Source organism: Thermosynechococcus sp. OHK43 (genome assembly GCF_014466085.1).
Classification (GTDB): Bacteria; Cyanobacteriota; Cyanobacteriia; order Thermosynechococcales; family Thermosynechococcaceae; genus Thermosynechococcus.
This window is the reverse complement of the sequence record NZ_JACOMP010000050.1, coordinates 1-13,819: the sequence shown is the minus strand read 5'-3', so window position 1 is coordinate 13,819 and position 13,819 is coordinate 1. Positions and strand designations below refer to the sequence as shown.

At 53.3% G+C, this 13,819-nt stretch carries 18 protein-coding genes; 7 read left to right on the top strand and 11 right to left on the bottom strand.

What is annotated here, in order from left to right:
- Positions 1 to 25 precede the first annotated feature (25 nt).
- From argS to petN, 3 genes are read right to left on the bottom strand one after another with little or no spacing between them, the layout of a single operon-like run.
- The gene (argS, locus tag H8Q75_RS02340) at positions 26 to 1,780 is read right to left on the bottom strand and encodes an arginine--tRNA ligase (RefSeq protein ID WP_297040150.1); all 1,755 of its coding nucleotides are present in this window, start codon (positions 1,778 to 1,780) and stop codon (positions 26 to 28) included.
- Entirely contained in the window at positions 1,780 to 1,935 is a 156-nt protein-coding gene (locus tag H8Q75_RS02335; RefSeq protein ID WP_024125756.1) for a hypothetical protein, read from the bottom strand. The genes argS and H8Q75_RS02335 overlap by 1 nt, the downstream gene beginning before the upstream one ends.
- A 17-nt stretch (positions 1,936 to 1,952) precedes the next feature.
- Entirely contained in the window at positions 1,953 to 2,042 is a 90-nt protein-coding gene (gene petN, locus H8Q75_RS02330) for a cytochrome b6-f complex subunit PetN (protein WP_011056671.1), read from the bottom strand.
- An 82-nt stretch (positions 2,043 to 2,124) separates the two neighbouring features.
- On the opposite strand from petN, the gene H8Q75_RS02325 reads away from it, so the two are divergent.
- On the top strand, positions 2,125 to 2,604 hold the full coding sequence (locus H8Q75_RS02325; RefSeq protein ID WP_024125758.1) for an ankyrin repeat domain-containing protein: 480 nt from the start codon (positions 2,125 to 2,127) through the stop codon (positions 2,602 to 2,604).
- Positions 2,601 to 4,382, top strand: a complete 1,782-nt coding sequence (locus tag H8Q75_RS02320) for a mechanosensitive ion channel domain-containing protein (protein ID WP_297040141.1) — start codon at positions 2,601 to 2,603, stop codon at positions 4,380 to 4,382. The genes H8Q75_RS02325 and H8Q75_RS02320 overlap by 4 nt, the downstream gene beginning before the upstream one ends.
- A 6-nt stretch (positions 4,383 to 4,388) precedes the next feature.
- On the opposite strand, the gene H8Q75_RS02315 is transcribed toward H8Q75_RS02320, so the two are convergent.
- The 3 genes from H8Q75_RS02315 to lipB all read right to left on the bottom strand — a co-directional run bounded on the left by H8Q75_RS02315 (position 4,389) and on the right by lipB (position 6,757).
- Positions 4,389 to 4,898, bottom strand: a complete 510-nt coding sequence (locus H8Q75_RS02315) for a cupin domain-containing protein (RefSeq protein ID WP_024125760.1) — start codon at positions 4,896 to 4,898, stop codon at positions 4,389 to 4,391.
- On the bottom strand, positions 4,879 to 5,856 hold the full coding sequence (locus H8Q75_RS02310; protein WP_157869729.1) for an RNA polymerase sigma factor, RpoD/SigA family: 978 nt from the start codon (positions 5,854 to 5,856) through the stop codon (positions 4,879 to 4,881). Before H8Q75_RS02310 ends, H8Q75_RS02315 begins: the two co-directional genes overlap by 20 nt.
- Before the next feature lie 220 nt (positions 5,857 to 6,076).
- A complete protein-coding gene (gene lipB, locus H8Q75_RS02305; RefSeq protein WP_024125762.1) occupies positions 6,077 to 6,757 on the bottom strand; it encodes a lipoyl(octanoyl) transferase LipB in 681 nt (226 codons plus the stop codon).
- A gap of 148 nt (positions 6,758 to 6,905) precedes the next feature.
- Here lipB and raiA point away from each other — a divergent pair, with 148 nt between their 5' ends.
- Complete coding sequence (raiA, locus tag H8Q75_RS02300) at positions 6,906 to 7,535, top strand: ribosome-associated translation inhibitor RaiA (RefSeq protein WP_024125763.1); 630 nt, start codon at positions 6,906 to 6,908, stop codon at positions 7,533 to 7,535.
- A 64-nt stretch (positions 7,536 to 7,599) separates the two neighbouring features.
- Here raiA and H8Q75_RS02295 read toward each other — a convergent pair whose 3' ends face one another.
- From H8Q75_RS02295 to H8Q75_RS02285, 3 genes are all read right to left on the bottom strand, one after another.
- Positions 7,600 to 8,106, bottom strand: coding sequence for a hypothetical protein (locus H8Q75_RS02295; protein ID WP_024125764.1), 507 nt, complete (start codon positions 8,104 to 8,106; stop codon positions 7,600 to 7,602).
- A 93-nt stretch (positions 8,107 to 8,199) separates the two neighbouring features.
- Positions 8,200 to 8,892, bottom strand: a complete 693-nt coding sequence (locus tag H8Q75_RS02290) for a HEAT repeat domain-containing protein (RefSeq protein ID WP_297040133.1) — start codon at positions 8,890 to 8,892, stop codon at positions 8,200 to 8,202.
- A 141-nt stretch (positions 8,893 to 9,033) separates the two neighbouring features.
- Positions 9,034 to 9,165 carry a photosystem II protein Y gene (locus tag H8Q75_RS02285; protein ID WP_081711794.1) on the bottom strand — a complete coding sequence of 44 codons (132 nt, stop codon included), beginning with the start codon at positions 9,163 to 9,165 and terminating at the stop codon, positions 9,034 to 9,036.
- A gap of 239 nt (positions 9,166 to 9,404) precedes the next feature.
- Here H8Q75_RS02285 and H8Q75_RS02280 point away from each other — a divergent pair, with 239 nt between their 5' ends.
- Both H8Q75_RS02280 and H8Q75_RS02275 read left to right on the top strand, forming a co-directional pair.
- The gene (locus H8Q75_RS02280; RefSeq protein WP_225871755.1) at positions 9,405 to 10,586 is read left to right on the top strand and encodes a pentapeptide repeat-containing protein; all 1,182 of its coding nucleotides are present in this window, start codon (positions 9,405 to 9,407) and stop codon (positions 10,584 to 10,586) included.
- Between the two features lie 84 nt (positions 10,587 to 10,670).
- Entirely contained in the window at positions 10,671 to 11,387 is a 717-nt protein-coding gene (locus H8Q75_RS02275) for a pyridoxine 5'-phosphate synthase (protein ID WP_024125768.1), read from the top strand.
- On the opposite strand, the gene H8Q75_RS02270 is transcribed toward H8Q75_RS02275, so the two are convergent.
- Both H8Q75_RS02270 and H8Q75_RS02265 read right to left on the bottom strand, forming a co-directional pair.
- Positions 11,377 to 11,832, bottom strand: a complete 456-nt coding sequence (locus tag H8Q75_RS02270; RefSeq protein ID WP_024125769.1) for a YbjN domain-containing protein — start codon at positions 11,830 to 11,832, stop codon at positions 11,377 to 11,379. The two genes, H8Q75_RS02275 and H8Q75_RS02270, sit on opposite strands and share 11 nt — an antisense overlap.
- Before the next feature lie 32 nt (positions 11,833 to 11,864).
- Positions 11,865 to 12,302 carry a hypothetical protein gene (locus tag H8Q75_RS02265; protein WP_024125770.1) on the bottom strand — a complete coding sequence of 146 codons (438 nt, stop codon included), beginning with the start codon at positions 12,300 to 12,302 and terminating at the stop codon, positions 11,865 to 11,867.
- Between the two features lie 196 nt (positions 12,303 to 12,498).
- On the opposite strand from H8Q75_RS02265, the gene H8Q75_RS02260 reads away from it, so the two are divergent.
- Entirely contained in the window at positions 12,499 to 13,107 is a 609-nt protein-coding gene (locus H8Q75_RS02260; RefSeq protein WP_024125771.1) for a DUF3038 domain-containing protein, read from the top strand.
- On the top strand, positions 13,107 to 13,766 hold the full coding sequence (locus tag H8Q75_RS02255; protein WP_024125772.1) for a DUF4335 domain-containing protein: 660 nt from the start codon (positions 13,107 to 13,109) through the stop codon (positions 13,764 to 13,766). The genes H8Q75_RS02260 and H8Q75_RS02255 overlap by 1 nt, the downstream gene beginning before the upstream one ends.
- The last annotated feature ends 53 nt before the right edge of the window (positions 13,767 to 13,819 follow it).

The following is a 13,819-nucleotide window of genomic DNA, read 5'->3' as shown; positions in this document are numbered from 1 at the left end:
TGTGCCCCAGGGTAACCAGTAGGCCCTAAATCCGATCCAAAACTGGAATCCCCAGAAGAGATAGCCCTAGTTTCAGCGTTTGAGCAGTGAGATAGGCAAGAGTTAGACGGGATTGCTTCGTTGGCGCAGTAGCCGAGAGGATAGGGCAGCGATCGTAGAACTGGTTGAAAAGCTGGCTTAGTTCAAAGAGGTATTGGCAGAGGCGGTTGGGCAATAGCTCCGTGCTAACAAGGTCAAGGGTTTCCTCGAGTTGCACAAGGTGTTTGGCAAGGTTTTGCTCGGTCTCATCCTCTAGAAATAGGGGGGTATCTGGTGAGAGGGTACACCAATCAATGTCGCCGCGCCGTGTTAGGCCTTGGACACGCACATAGGCATAGAGGAGGTAGGGCGCAGTGTTGCCTTGTAAAGAGAGCATCTTGTCGTAGCTAAAGACGTAGTTGCTGTTGCGGTTTTGGCTGAGATCGGCATACTTGACAGCACCGATGCCGATCGCCCGTGCCACGGTATCAATAAATTCAGAGGACTCGGTGCGACCTTCGGCAGCAAGACGCTGCTCTAAATCTGCTCGACTACGGGCGATCGCCTCCGTCAGTAAATCGATGAGGCGAATTGTTTCCCCTGAGCGGGTTTTCAAGCGTTTGCCATCCTCCCCCAGGACCAAGCCAAAGGGGACATGGGTTAACGTTACATGGGGCGGCACCCAACCAGCGCGCTGCGCCACCTGAAACACCTGGGCAAAGTGGGTGGACTGCCCAACATCAGTGACGTAAATAATCCAATCGGCTTGGTCTTTGTCAATGCGATAGCGGAGGGCAGCTAAATCCGTGGTTGCGTAGTTGTAGCCCCCATCGGACTTCTGAATAATCAAGGGTTGGGGTTGCCCTTCTTTATTGGTGAAGCCCTCGAGGAAGACCACCTTTGCCCCCTGATCTTCCACCAGTAGGCCGCAAGCAGCCAAGTCCTCAATCACCGCCGGTAAAAAGGGATTGTAGAAGGACTCCCCTCGCTCTGTGAGTTGAATATCCAGCAGATCATAGATCTTTTGAAACTCGCGGCGGGATTGCTCACACAGGAGCTGCCAAGCACGGCGACTCTGCTCTTCCCCTTGCTGAAGTGCGACCACCTTTGCCCGTGCTTTTTGCTGAAATTCAGGATCGCTGTCAAAGCGTTGCTTGGCCTTTTTGTAAAATGTTACTAAGTCCCCCAAGTCAAGGACATTAGCGGTAGTCAGGGCGTCAGGATAAACCTCATCCAAGTAGGCAATCAGCATGCCAAATTGGGTACCCCAGTCCCCCACATGGTTGAGCCGCAGAACATTATGGCCTTGAAATTCAAGAATGCGGGCAATGCAGTCACCAATAATTGTGGAGCGCAGATGACCCACGTGCATTTCCTTGGCAATGTTGGGGCTGGAAAAATCAACCACCACCCGTTGTGGCTCTCGTGCTGGCGGAATGCCCAAGCGATCGCTCCCAAGAGCAGCTTGCAGAGTGGAGGCCAAAAACGCTGGTTTTAGGCGAAAGTTCAGGAAGCCAGGCCCCGCAATTTCAACGGGTTGACAGAGATCCTCAACTTCCAGATGTGCCACAACCTCTTGGGCTAGCTCACGGGGCGCTTTGCCCAGTTGCTTGGCGAGGCTGAGGCAAACATTGGATTGATAGTCGCCAAACTTTGCTTGACTGGCTGGCACTAACAGGGGTTGGGGAAAGGTATCTAGGGGAAGGGCCGCTTGCAGAGCACTGCGGAGGCGATCGCCCAAAACCTTTAGAGGAGCAACCATTAACGTTTGCGCCCCCGTCGTTGTTCTTTTTGCTCCGCCTGCAGACGCCGGCGATCGCGCCACTCAGCAAAGGTCAGATAGCCAATGCCACCAGTCACGACAATCAGTAGCAGCAGAGCCACCAGAATCAAAAGATCGGCCAATGAAGTGGTCATACCCCCAGCCCGATGCGCTACATGCCGTGACGCCCCCAGACCACAAAGGCGATCGAAAGCGTAAAGACACTGAGAACACCCACCCAACCGAGCGTGATAATATCCATAGCATGCAATCCCGAACTCAATGCAGACCCCATTTTAACTCAGATAGATTATCTTTTCCTTATTAGAGGCAGGCCACAGGCAATGATGCAGCGGATGACAGCCATTGAAACCGCGATTGAGCAAGGAAACCTGGCCGCTATTCAGGAGGCGATCGCCAGCGGCCTTGAAATCCCAGCAGAGGCCTTGGCACTGGCAGCGGAACTGGGTCGCATCCAGATTGTGGAGGCATTGATTGCCGCAGGGGTAGAGGTCAACCAAGGAGACAGTGAGGGTTGGACACCATTGATGGCTGCAGCCGGTGGAGGACATACCGCCATTGTTGAGAAACTCCTAGCAGCCGGTGCCAATGTCAATGCTCAAACGGTCTTTGGTCTGACCCCCTTAATGGCCGCAGCGGCAAAGGGCCAAACGGCTACAGTTAAACAACTGATTGCAGCCGGTGCAGATCTCAACGCCAAGGATCAGAATTCTTGGACGGCTTTGGTGTGGGCGCTAGACGGGAAACATGCCGACGTGGTGGCAGTCATTAAAGCCGCTCGCGCACACTCTTTGGGACCATGATTAGGTATCTAAATCTCTTTTTAGCGGCAGTGCCTGCAGGGCTGCTCATTGCCCAACTCACACGCACCCAGCGCCTACGGGTGGCATTGATTGAGGCTAGTCAAATCGTTGCCCTTGTGGCGATCGCCGTTGTCACCGACTGGCTACTGCTAAAGGGCATTGATCAACTGCAACAGCGGCTCCATAGCAAAGTTAGTCAACACTCCCAACCCTGGTTTTCGCTAGTGGCCAGTCTATTGCGCCTGACGTTGCGGGTTTTACTTTGGGCATTAATTTTGTCTTGGGTGCTGCAATCGGTTGAAAGTTTAGCCCCTTGGCAGGGGCACATTGAGAATGCAATTCAGTTCCTCCTGCAGCGAGTCGGGGTTGTCTTTAATACCCCCCTTATAGAGTTGGGGCGAACAAAAATCACACTGAACTTTCTCTTTTTAGTTGTCTTTCTCTTTGTTCTGGTGATTTTTACCTCCCGCTGGATCAGTGAGTGGCTCAAAGACCGAATTCTCGCACAGTTGCGGGTGGATCGGGGCAGTCAAGAAACCGTTACCCGTGTTGTCAGCTATAGCCTCAGTTTTATTGGTTTTATTGTTGTCCTGCAAACAGCAGGCATTGATCTCAGTTCCCTCACGGTGTTGGCGGGGGTTTTGGGGATTGGTTTTGGGTTTGGTTTACAAACCCTCGCCAGTAACTTCATTAGTGGCCTAGCGCTTCTACTGGAGCGCCCCATTAAAGTGGGTGACTTTATCGAGGTAGATGGTCTCTTGGGCACCGTTGAGAAGATCTCTATTCGGGCTACGATTATCCGCACCAACGACAGCCAGTACGTCATTGTCCCCAACAACCGCTTTATTGAAAAGAACGTCGTCAACTGGAGTTACGGTAGCCCCGATAGCCGCATCCATATCCCCGTAAGTGTTGCCTACGGCAGTGATACGGTTCTGGTCACTGAAGCGCTCCTGAGTGCTGCCCGTCAGGATCCGCGCGTCCTACTAACCCCACCCCCTAGCGTTTGGTTTCGCGGTTTTGGGCAGAGTGCCTATCTCTTTGAATTGCTGGTCTGGATTAACCGCCCCCAAGATTCTGAACCCATTAAAAGTGCTCTCAATTTCCTCATTGAGCAAGAGCTACGGCAGCGGCATATTGAGGTTCCCTTTCCCCAGTTGGATCTACGGTTGCGAGATTTGGGGGAACTGCGTTCTTTGACCCAGTATTACCAGCATTCAGAGGCAAGAGACGCCGAGCCCCCGACGGCTGCTGAACCCACTGTTGAAAAAACCCCTCAGGCGAAACTCTCCCTGGCGGATATGCTGCGCAATATCAGTTATTTCTCCCACTGTTCCAATGCCCAGTTGCAAATGCTGATTGAGTTGGGTACTCGCCAGTTTTATGGTAGAGGGGAAGCGATTTGTCGCGAAGGGAGCCCGGGAGATGCCTTTTACATTGTCCTTGAGGGATCAGTGGAAGTGTACTCAGAGCAGTTGGATCAAATCTTAGCCACGCTCTATGGGGGGAGTTTCTTTGGGGAAATTTCAGTGCTGACGGGAATGCCACGATCTGCCACCGTGCGGGCACTAGAGGCAACTTCATTATTCGTTGTCCCTCGCTCAGCGGTACAGCGACTGCTGCAAGCTCACCCCCAATTGGCAGAGGAGATTGCCCATGAACTGGCGGCACGACAGCAGGTGCTTCAAGAACTTGGCCTAGTGAACTCCCAAGAAATCAAAAGCCTGCCCCCCTTGCAGTGGATTCGTCACCGTTTGCAAACCCTCTTTAATGTTTAGAAATGTTTAGAGCGTCAAGCGTTCAATTAATCTCTGGTGTTGGGGAAACTGCTGCTGTAACTGCTGGCGATCGCCCAATTCAAAATCGCGAAAGTCAAATCCCGGTGCCACCGTACAGCCCACCAGACTAAAACTGTCTGGCGTATCCACCGTTGCTCCAAACCATGCCCCCGCCGGTACCACCTGTTGCAATTGCTCCCCCTGATCCAGGTTGATCCCCAACCGTAGGGGCTGGTACTCACCCGTCGGTAGAATCACATGGAGCGTTAGGCTACTGCCTGTGTAAAAGTGCCACAGTTCATCACTGGCAATGCGGTGGAGTCGCGAGCAGGCCGTGGAGGGGAGCAAGAAATAGATGCTCGTACAGTAGGCGCGATCGCCCCCCTGAAAGCCTGAGGGCAAAACTGCTCTGGGAATGCTCCCTGCTGAGCGATAAACCTCGCGGAAATAGCCCCCCTCCGGATGGGGTTGCAGGTCAAGTGCCTCAATCCACGCCTTAGCTGGCCAAGTATTCATACATTTGCCGGCGCCGCCGCCGCAGGTGATCAAGGGCTTGCCGCTCCAGTTGCCGCACCCGTTCACGGCTGAGGTTGAGTTGCTCACCCACCTTGGCGAGGGACCGTTCTTGGCCATCCCCCAACCCGTAGCGCAGGGTGAGGACTTGCCGTTGTTGGGGGGTGAGTTCCGCCAGCCACAGGTTGACCTCATCCCGCAGGGACTCCACTGTGGTAAATTGCTCTGGCGAAAGACTGTCATCCTCGAGCAGTTCACCGAGTTCAGTGTCCTGATTGTCTCCCACACGTAGATCAAGGGAAACGGGTTGGCGAGCAAGGGTCAGGTATTCCCGAATTTGCTCGGGTTCGAGTTCTAGAGCCTCAGCCACCTCAGCAGGCGTCGCACTCCGTCCCAGTTTTTGCGCCAGTTCCCGTTGGGTGCGTTTGATCTTGTTGAGCTTTTCAGTGATATGGATGGGCAGCCGAATTGTCCGCGCCTGTTGGGCGATCGCCCGTGTAATTGCCTGACGAATCCACCAATAGGCATAGGTAGAGAACTTGTAGCCCCGCGTGGGATCAAACTTCTCCACACCGCGTTCGAGACCCAGGGTGCCCTCTTGCACCAAGTCCAGCAATTCAAGATTACGTTTTTGATACTTCTTGGCCACCGAAACCACAAGCCGTAGGTTGGCTTCAATCATTTTTTGCTTGGCGCGTTCGCCGCGCTTGAGGATATTGCGCAATTCCGTAGGCGTCAGATTACAGGCCGCCGCCCATTCTTCAAAAGTGGCTTCGCGTCCGAGTTCTTTGGTCAAGGCATCGCGTTTTTCCCGCAGTGCCATCATTTGCTGCACCTGTTTACCCAGAATAATTTCCTGCTCATGGGTCAGCAGCGGCACGCGCCCAATTTCCTGGAGGTAGGTGCGCACCATGTCGGTGCTAGCGGTGGGGGTTGGCGTTTTAGAAGCGGAGTTCATCATAGCAGCACAGGTTCTAAACACTATTTGGCAAGGAAGAATGTAGATAAAAGATTTATCGAGATGAAGATGACGACTCGTACTGATAAAGCGGAGGTTTGTATAGGGTTAGCCTAGCAAAGCAGAGGGAGTTGGCCTGTATCCTAATCTACTTAGACTTAAATTGTGCCCTGAAAGTTGCCAATTCATAACAGCCAATTCCTGAAATAAAGATTAAACTTTGTCAACTAGAGATGGGGATCAGGAGATCAGCAAGGGCTTTGGGGGCAAATTCGAGCCCAAAAACCCGGCTAAAGGCAGCAACAAACTGCTGCCGGACATCCTCCAGTTGAATGTCGGCACAAAATTGCCGCAGGTTGCCCACCGGGCGATCACCAATGCCACAGGGGACAATGCGACCAAAACCCTTTAGATCGTTCACCACATTGAGGGCAATGCCGTGGAAGCTAATCCAACGGGTCACCTTGATCCCAATTGCGGCCACCTTGTATCCCTCTACCCAAACACCCGTCAGGCCGGCAACGCGCTCCCCTTTAATGCCATAGTGTCCTAGGGTTTGAATTACGACTTCCTCCAACTGGTGGAGATACCAATGCAAATCGCAGCAGTGGCGGCGTAAATTCAAAATCGGGTAGGCCACCAATTGGCCAGGGCAGTGGTAGGTGACATCGCCTCCCCGCTCAATACGCAATACCTCAATGCCTGTAGCTACGGGATCAAAGTGAATGTGGGTGGTGGTTGCCCCTTGGCCAAGGGTGTAGATGGCGGGATGCTCAAGGGTGAGGAGAACATCTGGGGCTGCGGGATTTTGACGGCGCTCAGCCACCAGTTGTTGTTGCCAGCGCCAAGCATCGCGGTAGGGGATGATTCCCAAGGCACAATGCCAACCGAGGGCACTTTTCATAGGGGTGCCAAATTGTCAAGAGCTAGATGATAAGAATTATCACAGAACACGAATAAAGGTGAAGAGCCTCAGGATGCCCTGTAATCCCCGATACGAAGATGTTAGGGTGGAAGTAGATCAGCCTGTTTTGCTCAGGGGAGGCAACCCTATGAGGCTAGTGATTCACGGTAAAAACATTGACATTACGGATGGCATTCGCAGCTATGTGAACCAAAAAATTGAGCGAGCCACCAGTCATTTCCAGAATGTGATTAACGAAGTTGATGTGCATCTTTCCGTGGCTCGTAACCGCAGCACAGCCCCCAAACAAACCGCGGAAGTGACCCTATTTGCTAATGGCTCAGTGATTCGCGCCGAAGAAAGCAGTGAAAATCTCTACGCCAGTATTGATCTCGTTGCTGACAAAATTGCGCGCAAACTTCGCAAGCTCAAAGAAAAACGCCAAGATAAGTCCCGCGCTAAGGACACCAATAGTGTTGTTGAACCTGAAGTGGTGACTGATCTAGTGGGCGATCGCACACCACAACTGCCCGAACAAGTGGTGCGGATGAAATACTTTGCCATGCCGCCGATGACCATCCAAGAAGCCCTTGAGCACCTAGAAATGGTGGATCACGACTTCTATGTCTTCCGCAATCGCGATACGGGAGAAATCAACGTGGTCTATGAACGCAATCATGGGGGCTATGGTGTCATTCAACCCCGGCCCACTTCCAATAACCACCATCACGATACTGCTGATGCCGCTGCCAAAGCCACGGCCAAGGCTAGCCATTAACACAAGAGAGAGGCCATTGGTAGGCCATTGGTGTAAAAGTCCCTCTGCCAACCTAGGAAGTCCCCTAGGGGCGGAGGACCAACTGCCACTCTTGGCTCTGGCGATCGCGCTGCAGTTCGCTATTTTCACCAATCACATAGGGTCCCCAGTAGCGTTTGGAACCATCGAGGGTAAAGGCCAAGACAATATCCCCCGACTGGAGGGTGAGCTTACCTTCGGGCAGTGTTAGCAGTAATCCCCTAAGGTTACCTTCCATAGGAGCAAAATCCCAGTGAACTGCCCCGGTGTTGGGATGGGCGCGATCGCGGGCAGCAAGCAAGACCACGCGCACAGGAAAGGCCGTCTGATTACTGACGCGCAGACCATTCGGTTGCGGGTTGCTTGGCACCTGGGGAGTCGGTAAGGGTTCAACAGCAGCGGTTTCTGGTTCTGCCTCCACAATGGGTGGCGGTTGTGTCAGTAGGTCGGGCTCCCACCACAGTGTAAAGTGCAGTTGTGAAAGAATAATCGCACCAATCACCCCGATCAGCACTGCCACGAGGTAAGGCAGAAATTTAATGCGGATAGACATAGGGATAGGTTACTGCGGATGCCGCGCCTTTCTTTCCAGTTTAGAGAGTTGTGGCAGAAGCCGCAGTAACCAAAGGGTTTGATCTCATTGATCTCAATTGCCGGTGCCCTGAACTTCAGAGGAAAGCCGCTCCTGCAAGCGTTGCAAAGAAATCTGAGCTGCTAATGCCACATGGGGATGCTCGTCTTTGGCGAGGTATTCCAGAGCGGCTTGGGTTTTGGGGCTAGGCAGGTTGCCCAGAGCTTCAGCCAGCCGTTGCCGTAGCAACCAATCCTCTGCGGTGACAAAGGGCAAAATATCTTCCACAACCCTGGGGTCGCCAATTTCTCCTAGGGCGGCGATCGCTCCTTGAAGCATCACCACTTCCTGGCTTTTCAGCGCCGATCGCAACACATCTACTGCCCGCGGATCCTTGAGGTTGCCCAGGGCCACAGCCGCACTAAAGCGCACTAACCAGTCGGTGTCTTCATAAAAGGCGCGCACCAGAGGTTCAAAGGCACGTCCATCTTCGAGATAGCCCAAGGCACCCGCAGCATCGGCACGAATGCCATAGTCAGGCTCACTCTCAAGCAACTGCACCAGAATTTCAAAGCACTCCGGTGTGGATTTGACACCAAGGGCAAAGACAGCCATTGAGCGAATTTGGAGATTTTCGTCCCAAAGGACTTTTTTAATCAGGGGTACGGCATCCGCAGAAGGGACATCCCGTAGTGCCGCTAGCGCCAGGAGGCGATCGCGGGAGTTGGGACTCTCCAGTTGATGGGCAAGCTGTTCGAGGGAAGGCATGGCAGTAACCTAAAAACTAATTTACAAAAATTAACAATACACTTCCCATTATAGAAAAGTCTCCCCAAAGTCAAACCAGTGGCAACACGCCTGCTGATGTCTTGGGGAGAACTTGCCCACCAACCCGCTCAAATGCAAGTCCTAGGCTGCTTTTGCTTTTTGCAGGAGCTTTTCAACTTGCTTCACTGCATAGGGCAAAATATTGCGAACTGCCCAGCCTGCAGCCAGTAGGACAGGTAACAGGACAATCAGGACACGCCAATCCATACCCATAACCTCCCAAAATGTTTTCTGAAAACTTTATGAATTATTGTACAACCTTCTCTCAGGAGAGAAAGGGGGAGCGCCATGTCCCCAAGAAAAATGCTGACACAGACCTTTTCTAAACCCCCGACAGGCTATCCCTTCTCTAATGCTGAGTTTCCCGCGTTTAAGCATGTTTTGTCCTTGGGAAAGGGTTTGTATGATTGGGTTAATTCCTTTAAGGACAAATCTTGATGGGCGAAGATAAAATGACTCTCCGTGAAAACCAAACAGCGGCTGCTTTGCGTCTCAGTAAAGTGTTGGCAGCTCGCAATCGTTGGCGCACGGGTTGGCAGTCGCTGCGTTCGGTATTGATGCCAATCGCCATGGTCACTGTTGTGGTGGCTTGGGGACTGGATTGGGATGCGCTGGGTGTGGTGGCTGCTCTAGTGCTGGGGGGACTGAGTTTCCCCTTGGTCTGGACTTCGACCTACCACTGGTTTACGGAGGATTTGACGGAACAACAACGGCAGTTCATTTTGGCCGCATTGGGTCTGAGTTTGACAGTGGTGGCACTCATTGCCATGACTGGGGCGATGGACTGGATTCGGGCACGGTTTCAAGGTACAAATTGGGATGCAGTAGGGGCACTGGCTGAAGGCTTCGGTGCCTTGGGGCAAATTTTGGTGGCCCTCTTGGCGGCCTATGTGGCTTGGCGACAGTATGTCATCTCTCGGGATTTGACAATTCAACAGAACCGCATTACCCAACAGCAAACGATTGACAGTTATTTCCAAGGGATTGCCGACCTCATCCTTGACGATGAGGGCCTATTGGAGGATTGGCCGCCGGAGCGGGCGATCGCCGAAGGACGCACTGCTGCTATCTTGGCGGGACTAGATGCCGAAGGCAAGGCCAAGATTATTCGCTTTTTGTCAGGCGCAAAGCTACTATCGCCGCTGAAGCGCGATCGCCGGCTGGGACGGGCGATTTTTGATGGGTTGGGTGGCTATGAGGAAGACATTGAATACGGTGTGCGGGTGATTAATCTCGGCAGTATGCTAGCGGGTGCTGATCTGAGTGGTACCGACTTGCGCTGGACCGAATTGAGTGATGCCAATCTAACGGGAACACTCTTTCGCAACTGTAATTTGACACGAGCCAATCTCGCAGGTGCGATTTTACAGGGGGCGGATTTCACGAATGCCGATCTCAGTCGTGTTCGCCTATTTTACGGTACAGTCGAGCAGGCTAGTCCCCGCGATCGCTTGAATCCCCCTAACTTTCGCACAGGGGCACAAACCGGTGCAGTGGTCGAGGATGTCAACTTTACCAATGTCAAGAACCTCTCCGAAGAACAACGCTACTATTGCTGTGCTTGGAGTGGCAGCCGTTCCCGCGAAACGATTCCCGGTGGCTGTGAGGGAGTTCCCAATAAGTTGGGACGCTAGCGGCTGCTGGGGTGCGCAATCGGGGGATGCCCTTGGTGTATTATCCAAAAGGTTGAGCTTCTATCCCAACGAAGGAGCAATTCAGTGGCAACCCTAGGGGTCAACATTGATCATGTGGCAACAATTCGCCAAGCCCGGCGCACGGTCGAACCCGATCCCATAGCCGCAGCCGTTTTGGCAGAACTGGGGGGAGCTGATGGCATTACCGTACATCTGCGCGAAGATCGTCGCCATATTCAAGAGCGAGATGTGCGGCTCCTGCGGCAGACGGTATCCACCCATTTGAACCTAGAGATGGCTGCCACCCCCGAAATGGTGGCGATCGCCCTTGATATTTGCCCAGATTACGTGACATTGGTGCCTGAGCGGCGCGAAGAAGTCACCACTGAAGGGGGTCTAGATGTGGTGAGTCAGCAGGAACCCTTGACCCAAGTGGTGCAAACCCTGCAAAGAGCGGGAATTCCCGTGAGCCTGTTTATTGATGCCGATCCAGCTCAACTGGAGGCAGCTGCCAAAACCACCGCTCAGTTTATTGAACTGCACACCGGCCGCTATGCTGAAGCCAAGGGGGAAGCGGCGCAACAGCAGGAACTGGCGATTTTAGCTCACGGTGTCCAACAGGCAAAATCCTTGGGCCTGCGGGTGAATGCGGGCCATGGATTGACCTACACCAATGTCGGAGCGATCGCCCGCCTTGAAGGCATTGAAGAACTCAATATTGGCCACACCATTATCAGCCGCGCCGTTCTTGTGGGCATGGTACAAGCGGTACGGGATATGAAAGCCCTGATTAGCCCTTAAACTCAGCCCTAAGGGCGTCGTCATAGTCATCGGCTAGGGTTGCCACAATCGTAATTAAGCGAGCAATTTCACCCGCAGTGATGCCGCCTAAGGTACGGGTAGCCACTACCTGTACTTGTTCCTCGGCAATAGCAAAATGCGCTTCCAAGGTAGTCAGCCAGTTCAACGTCAGCAGCTTACGATACAGTCCCAATTCATCGGTTACAGGCAGGGGCAGCACCGGTGACCAAATGGTGAGAAAGTCCTCCTCCGTCTGGCCACTCAGTTGTACGAAAACATCCGCACTGCCGTAGCGAAACATCCAAATTTTGCCACTGTCCGTTTGGCCAACGCGGGGAGCGTCCCCTTGGTGAAGACCGGAAATGACAGTTTCAATCGTCTCAACCCAATTTTCAGGGGCAAGATCAAGGGAGGTTGAGGACGCCGGCTGTACTTCACTGACCATAGTCATTTCCCTCTAGTGCATCTAAGAATAGGTTAAAGGACTTGGTGGGTATAGGCGTGTTGTTTGACATTGTCGGCAGCGGTCACGATGCGCTCGGAATTGAGCACCCGTTGACGTTCTGTGGAAGTATTGAAGTTGCGGTAGGTTTCGCCAAGGGGAATATGACGGGTACTTTGGGGACGCGCAATGTAGGTGCGGGCAGCGGCTGCAAGGCGATCGCCATAGTCATCACACAGATGGGCAGTGGGGGGAAACTGCGGTCGCACCTGCTGTGGGTCTTGGGCAGCACCGTAGGTGAGGGCATGGGCTTCACTGTAAGAAGTGGGCAAGCCATGGAGCAGGGCTTCCAAGGCCGCTGAGGGAATCGGCTCAATAATCTCTACGGGCTGGAGTTTTCCCTCTACTTGCACAAAACAATGAGCCAGTCCAAGCACCACATAGGCTTCTGGGGGAGGAATTTCTTGACTCATTGCAACCTCACAATCATCTGGTTCCCCTCAAGTCTAGCCTGATTTTTCGAAGAATCAGCCTCGTGGGCAACATTAAGGACTAGGCGGCAGTCGTCATCGGTGAAACGGGTAAGATCATTTAGACCTACTTCACCATGCGTCCTGTCATCATTGCTGTATAGTGAGCACTCTAGAGAGTATGGAAACGGCAAACTCAATGCCAGAAACAATCCAATCCCCTGAGGTGGAGCTATTACCCCCGATGTTGGCGGCACTGCCCGACCCCCAAGGGGTGAGTCTGTGTCCTCGGCGGGCCCGTTGGCAATTAGACTTATTGTTGCTTGCCCTAGAGTGCGTTGATTTGAATGCCTCTGAGTTGATGCTCCAAGTGCTGCGGGATCTGCAACTGCAAGTGATGATCCCCAATCGGGTTGTATTTTGGCAAATTCGCTGCACCAATCCCTTTCGCCAAATTACCCAGCGTACCCCCTTACCCTTGGCGGAAACAAAGGCCCTCACCGCCGTAGTTGTGCAAGTGGCGCGGCGGCAGACGGCAATCCTGCGGCATTTACTTTTGGTGTTGGATCAGTTGCAGGCGCAAAATTTGCCCCCGGAAACCTATGCCCCCTTGGCGGAATATTTAGATCGCTTCCGCCGTCACTTCCGCAAACGCATGAACCTCCAGCGATCGGGTCTCTTTCTCTACAAAAATAACCAAGCCCTCAATGAGTTGGGTCTAAAGCTTTTGGCACAACTTCTGCTCTGCGCAGGCACAAAGGGCATGGAACGCCTTTGGTTGAGTTTATTTGACGGGGAAGTGAGTTAATGCTGCTGCAACGCCAGTATTCATTGCCCAACTGCACACTGCGAATTGAAGGACTCAGCAGTCAAGCGGGCGCAGAACAGTTGGATATTGTCACCCTCTGTGAGTGGGAAATCGTTGGCCAGAATCAGCGGCTCAAGGGGGGCAAAGAATTCCTTGTGGCCTTGCTCAATAGCGTGCCAGCCGCTGCCCAAACCTGGTTGAGTGGTGTCAAGTTGCGGCGATCGCCCCAGTACCCGATTCAGGTCAACATTCAGGGCTTTAATCAAGTGTCCCTCCACATTCCGCGAAAGTTGCTGCAAACGTCTCCCCAAGAGAATGCAGAGCCATCCCCTGAACCCCTAGAAGTGCAGCTCACTTGGCTGCAACTGGCGGATCTGGTGGAGGCCCTAGATCAACTCTGTAGTGATAGCCAGACACTGCCTACCCTAAGACCAACATTCCATTCCCTCCCTCGGCGGGCGATCGCCCCTGCTGTGCCCTTGCGCAAACAACTCATGCCCTTGGGTATTGGCGCCGCCAGCTTAGCCGTCATGGCTGCGATCTTTTTCCACCTACCCGTGCCTGAACGCCGTCCTTCCCGAGAGGAGGCCCTCCCTCCCACCCCGGAAGCCGTCACGCCCTCACCGGCACCTACGACACCAGCAGTTCCGAATCCTTAGGTTGAGTTTGCAAACAGTCGTTTAGGTTTTTGTTGGGATAAACCATGGTAATC

What these genes read in the sequence shown, in the direction of transcription:
- argS (WP_297040150.1), bottom strand. Translation starts at nt 1,780, where the DNA reads ATGGTTGCTCCTCTAAAGGTTTTGGGCGATCGCCTCCGCAGTGCTCTG.
- H8Q75_RS02335 (WP_024125756.1), bottom strand. Translation starts at nt 1,935, where the DNA reads ATGACCACTTCATTGGCCGATCTTTTGATTCTGGTGGCTCTGCTGCTA.
- petN (WP_011056671.1), bottom strand. Translation starts at nt 2,042, where the DNA reads ATGGATATTATCACGCTCGGTTGGGTGGGTGTTCTCAGTGTCTTTACG.
- H8Q75_RS02325 (WP_024125758.1), top strand. Translation starts at nt 2,125, where the DNA reads ATGATGCAGCGGATGACAGCCATTGAAACCGCGATTGAGCAAGGAAAC.
- H8Q75_RS02320 (WP_297040141.1), top strand. Translation starts at nt 2,601, where the DNA reads ATGATTAGGTATCTAAATCTCTTTTTAGCGGCAGTGCCTGCAGGGCTG.
- H8Q75_RS02315 (WP_024125760.1), bottom strand. Translation starts at nt 4,898, where the DNA reads ATGAATACTTGGCCAGCTAAGGCGTGGATTGAGGCACTTGACCTGCAA.
- H8Q75_RS02310 (WP_157869729.1), bottom strand. Translation starts at nt 5,856, where the DNA reads ATGATGAACTCCGCTTCTAAAACGCCAACCCCCACCGCTAGCACCGAC.
- lipB (WP_024125762.1), bottom strand. Translation starts at nt 6,757, where the DNA reads ATGAAAAGTGCCCTCGGTTGGCATTGTGCCTTGGGAATCATCCCCTAC.
- raiA (WP_024125763.1), top strand. Translation starts at nt 6,906, where the DNA reads ATGAGGCTAGTGATTCACGGTAAAAACATTGACATTACGGATGGCATT.
- H8Q75_RS02295 (WP_024125764.1), bottom strand. Translation starts at nt 8,106, where the DNA reads ATGTCTATCCGCATTAAATTTCTGCCTTACCTCGTGGCAGTGCTGATC.
- H8Q75_RS02290 (WP_297040133.1), bottom strand. Translation starts at nt 8,892, where the DNA reads ATGCCTTCCCTCGAACAGCTTGCCCATCAACTGGAGAGTCCCAACTCC.
- H8Q75_RS02285 (WP_081711794.1), bottom strand. Translation starts at nt 9,165, where the DNA reads ATGGGTATGGATTGGCGTGTCCTGATTGTCCTGTTACCTGTCCTACTG.
- H8Q75_RS02280 (WP_225871755.1), top strand. Translation starts at nt 9,405, where the DNA reads ATGACTCTCCGTGAAAACCAAACAGCGGCTGCTTTGCGTCTCAGTAAA.
- H8Q75_RS02270 (WP_024125769.1), bottom strand. Translation starts at nt 11,832, where the DNA reads ATGGTCAGTGAAGTACAGCCGGCGTCCTCAACCTCCCTTGATCTTGCC.
- H8Q75_RS02265 (WP_024125770.1), bottom strand. Translation starts at nt 12,302, where the DNA reads ATGAGTCAAGAAATTCCTCCCCCAGAAGCCTATGTGGTGCTTGGACTG.
- H8Q75_RS02260 (WP_024125771.1), top strand. Translation starts at nt 12,499, where the DNA reads ATGCCAGAAACAATCCAATCCCCTGAGGTGGAGCTATTACCCCCGATG.
- H8Q75_RS02255 (WP_024125772.1), top strand. Translation starts at nt 13,107, where the DNA reads ATGCTGCTGCAACGCCAGTATTCATTGCCCAACTGCACACTGCGAATT.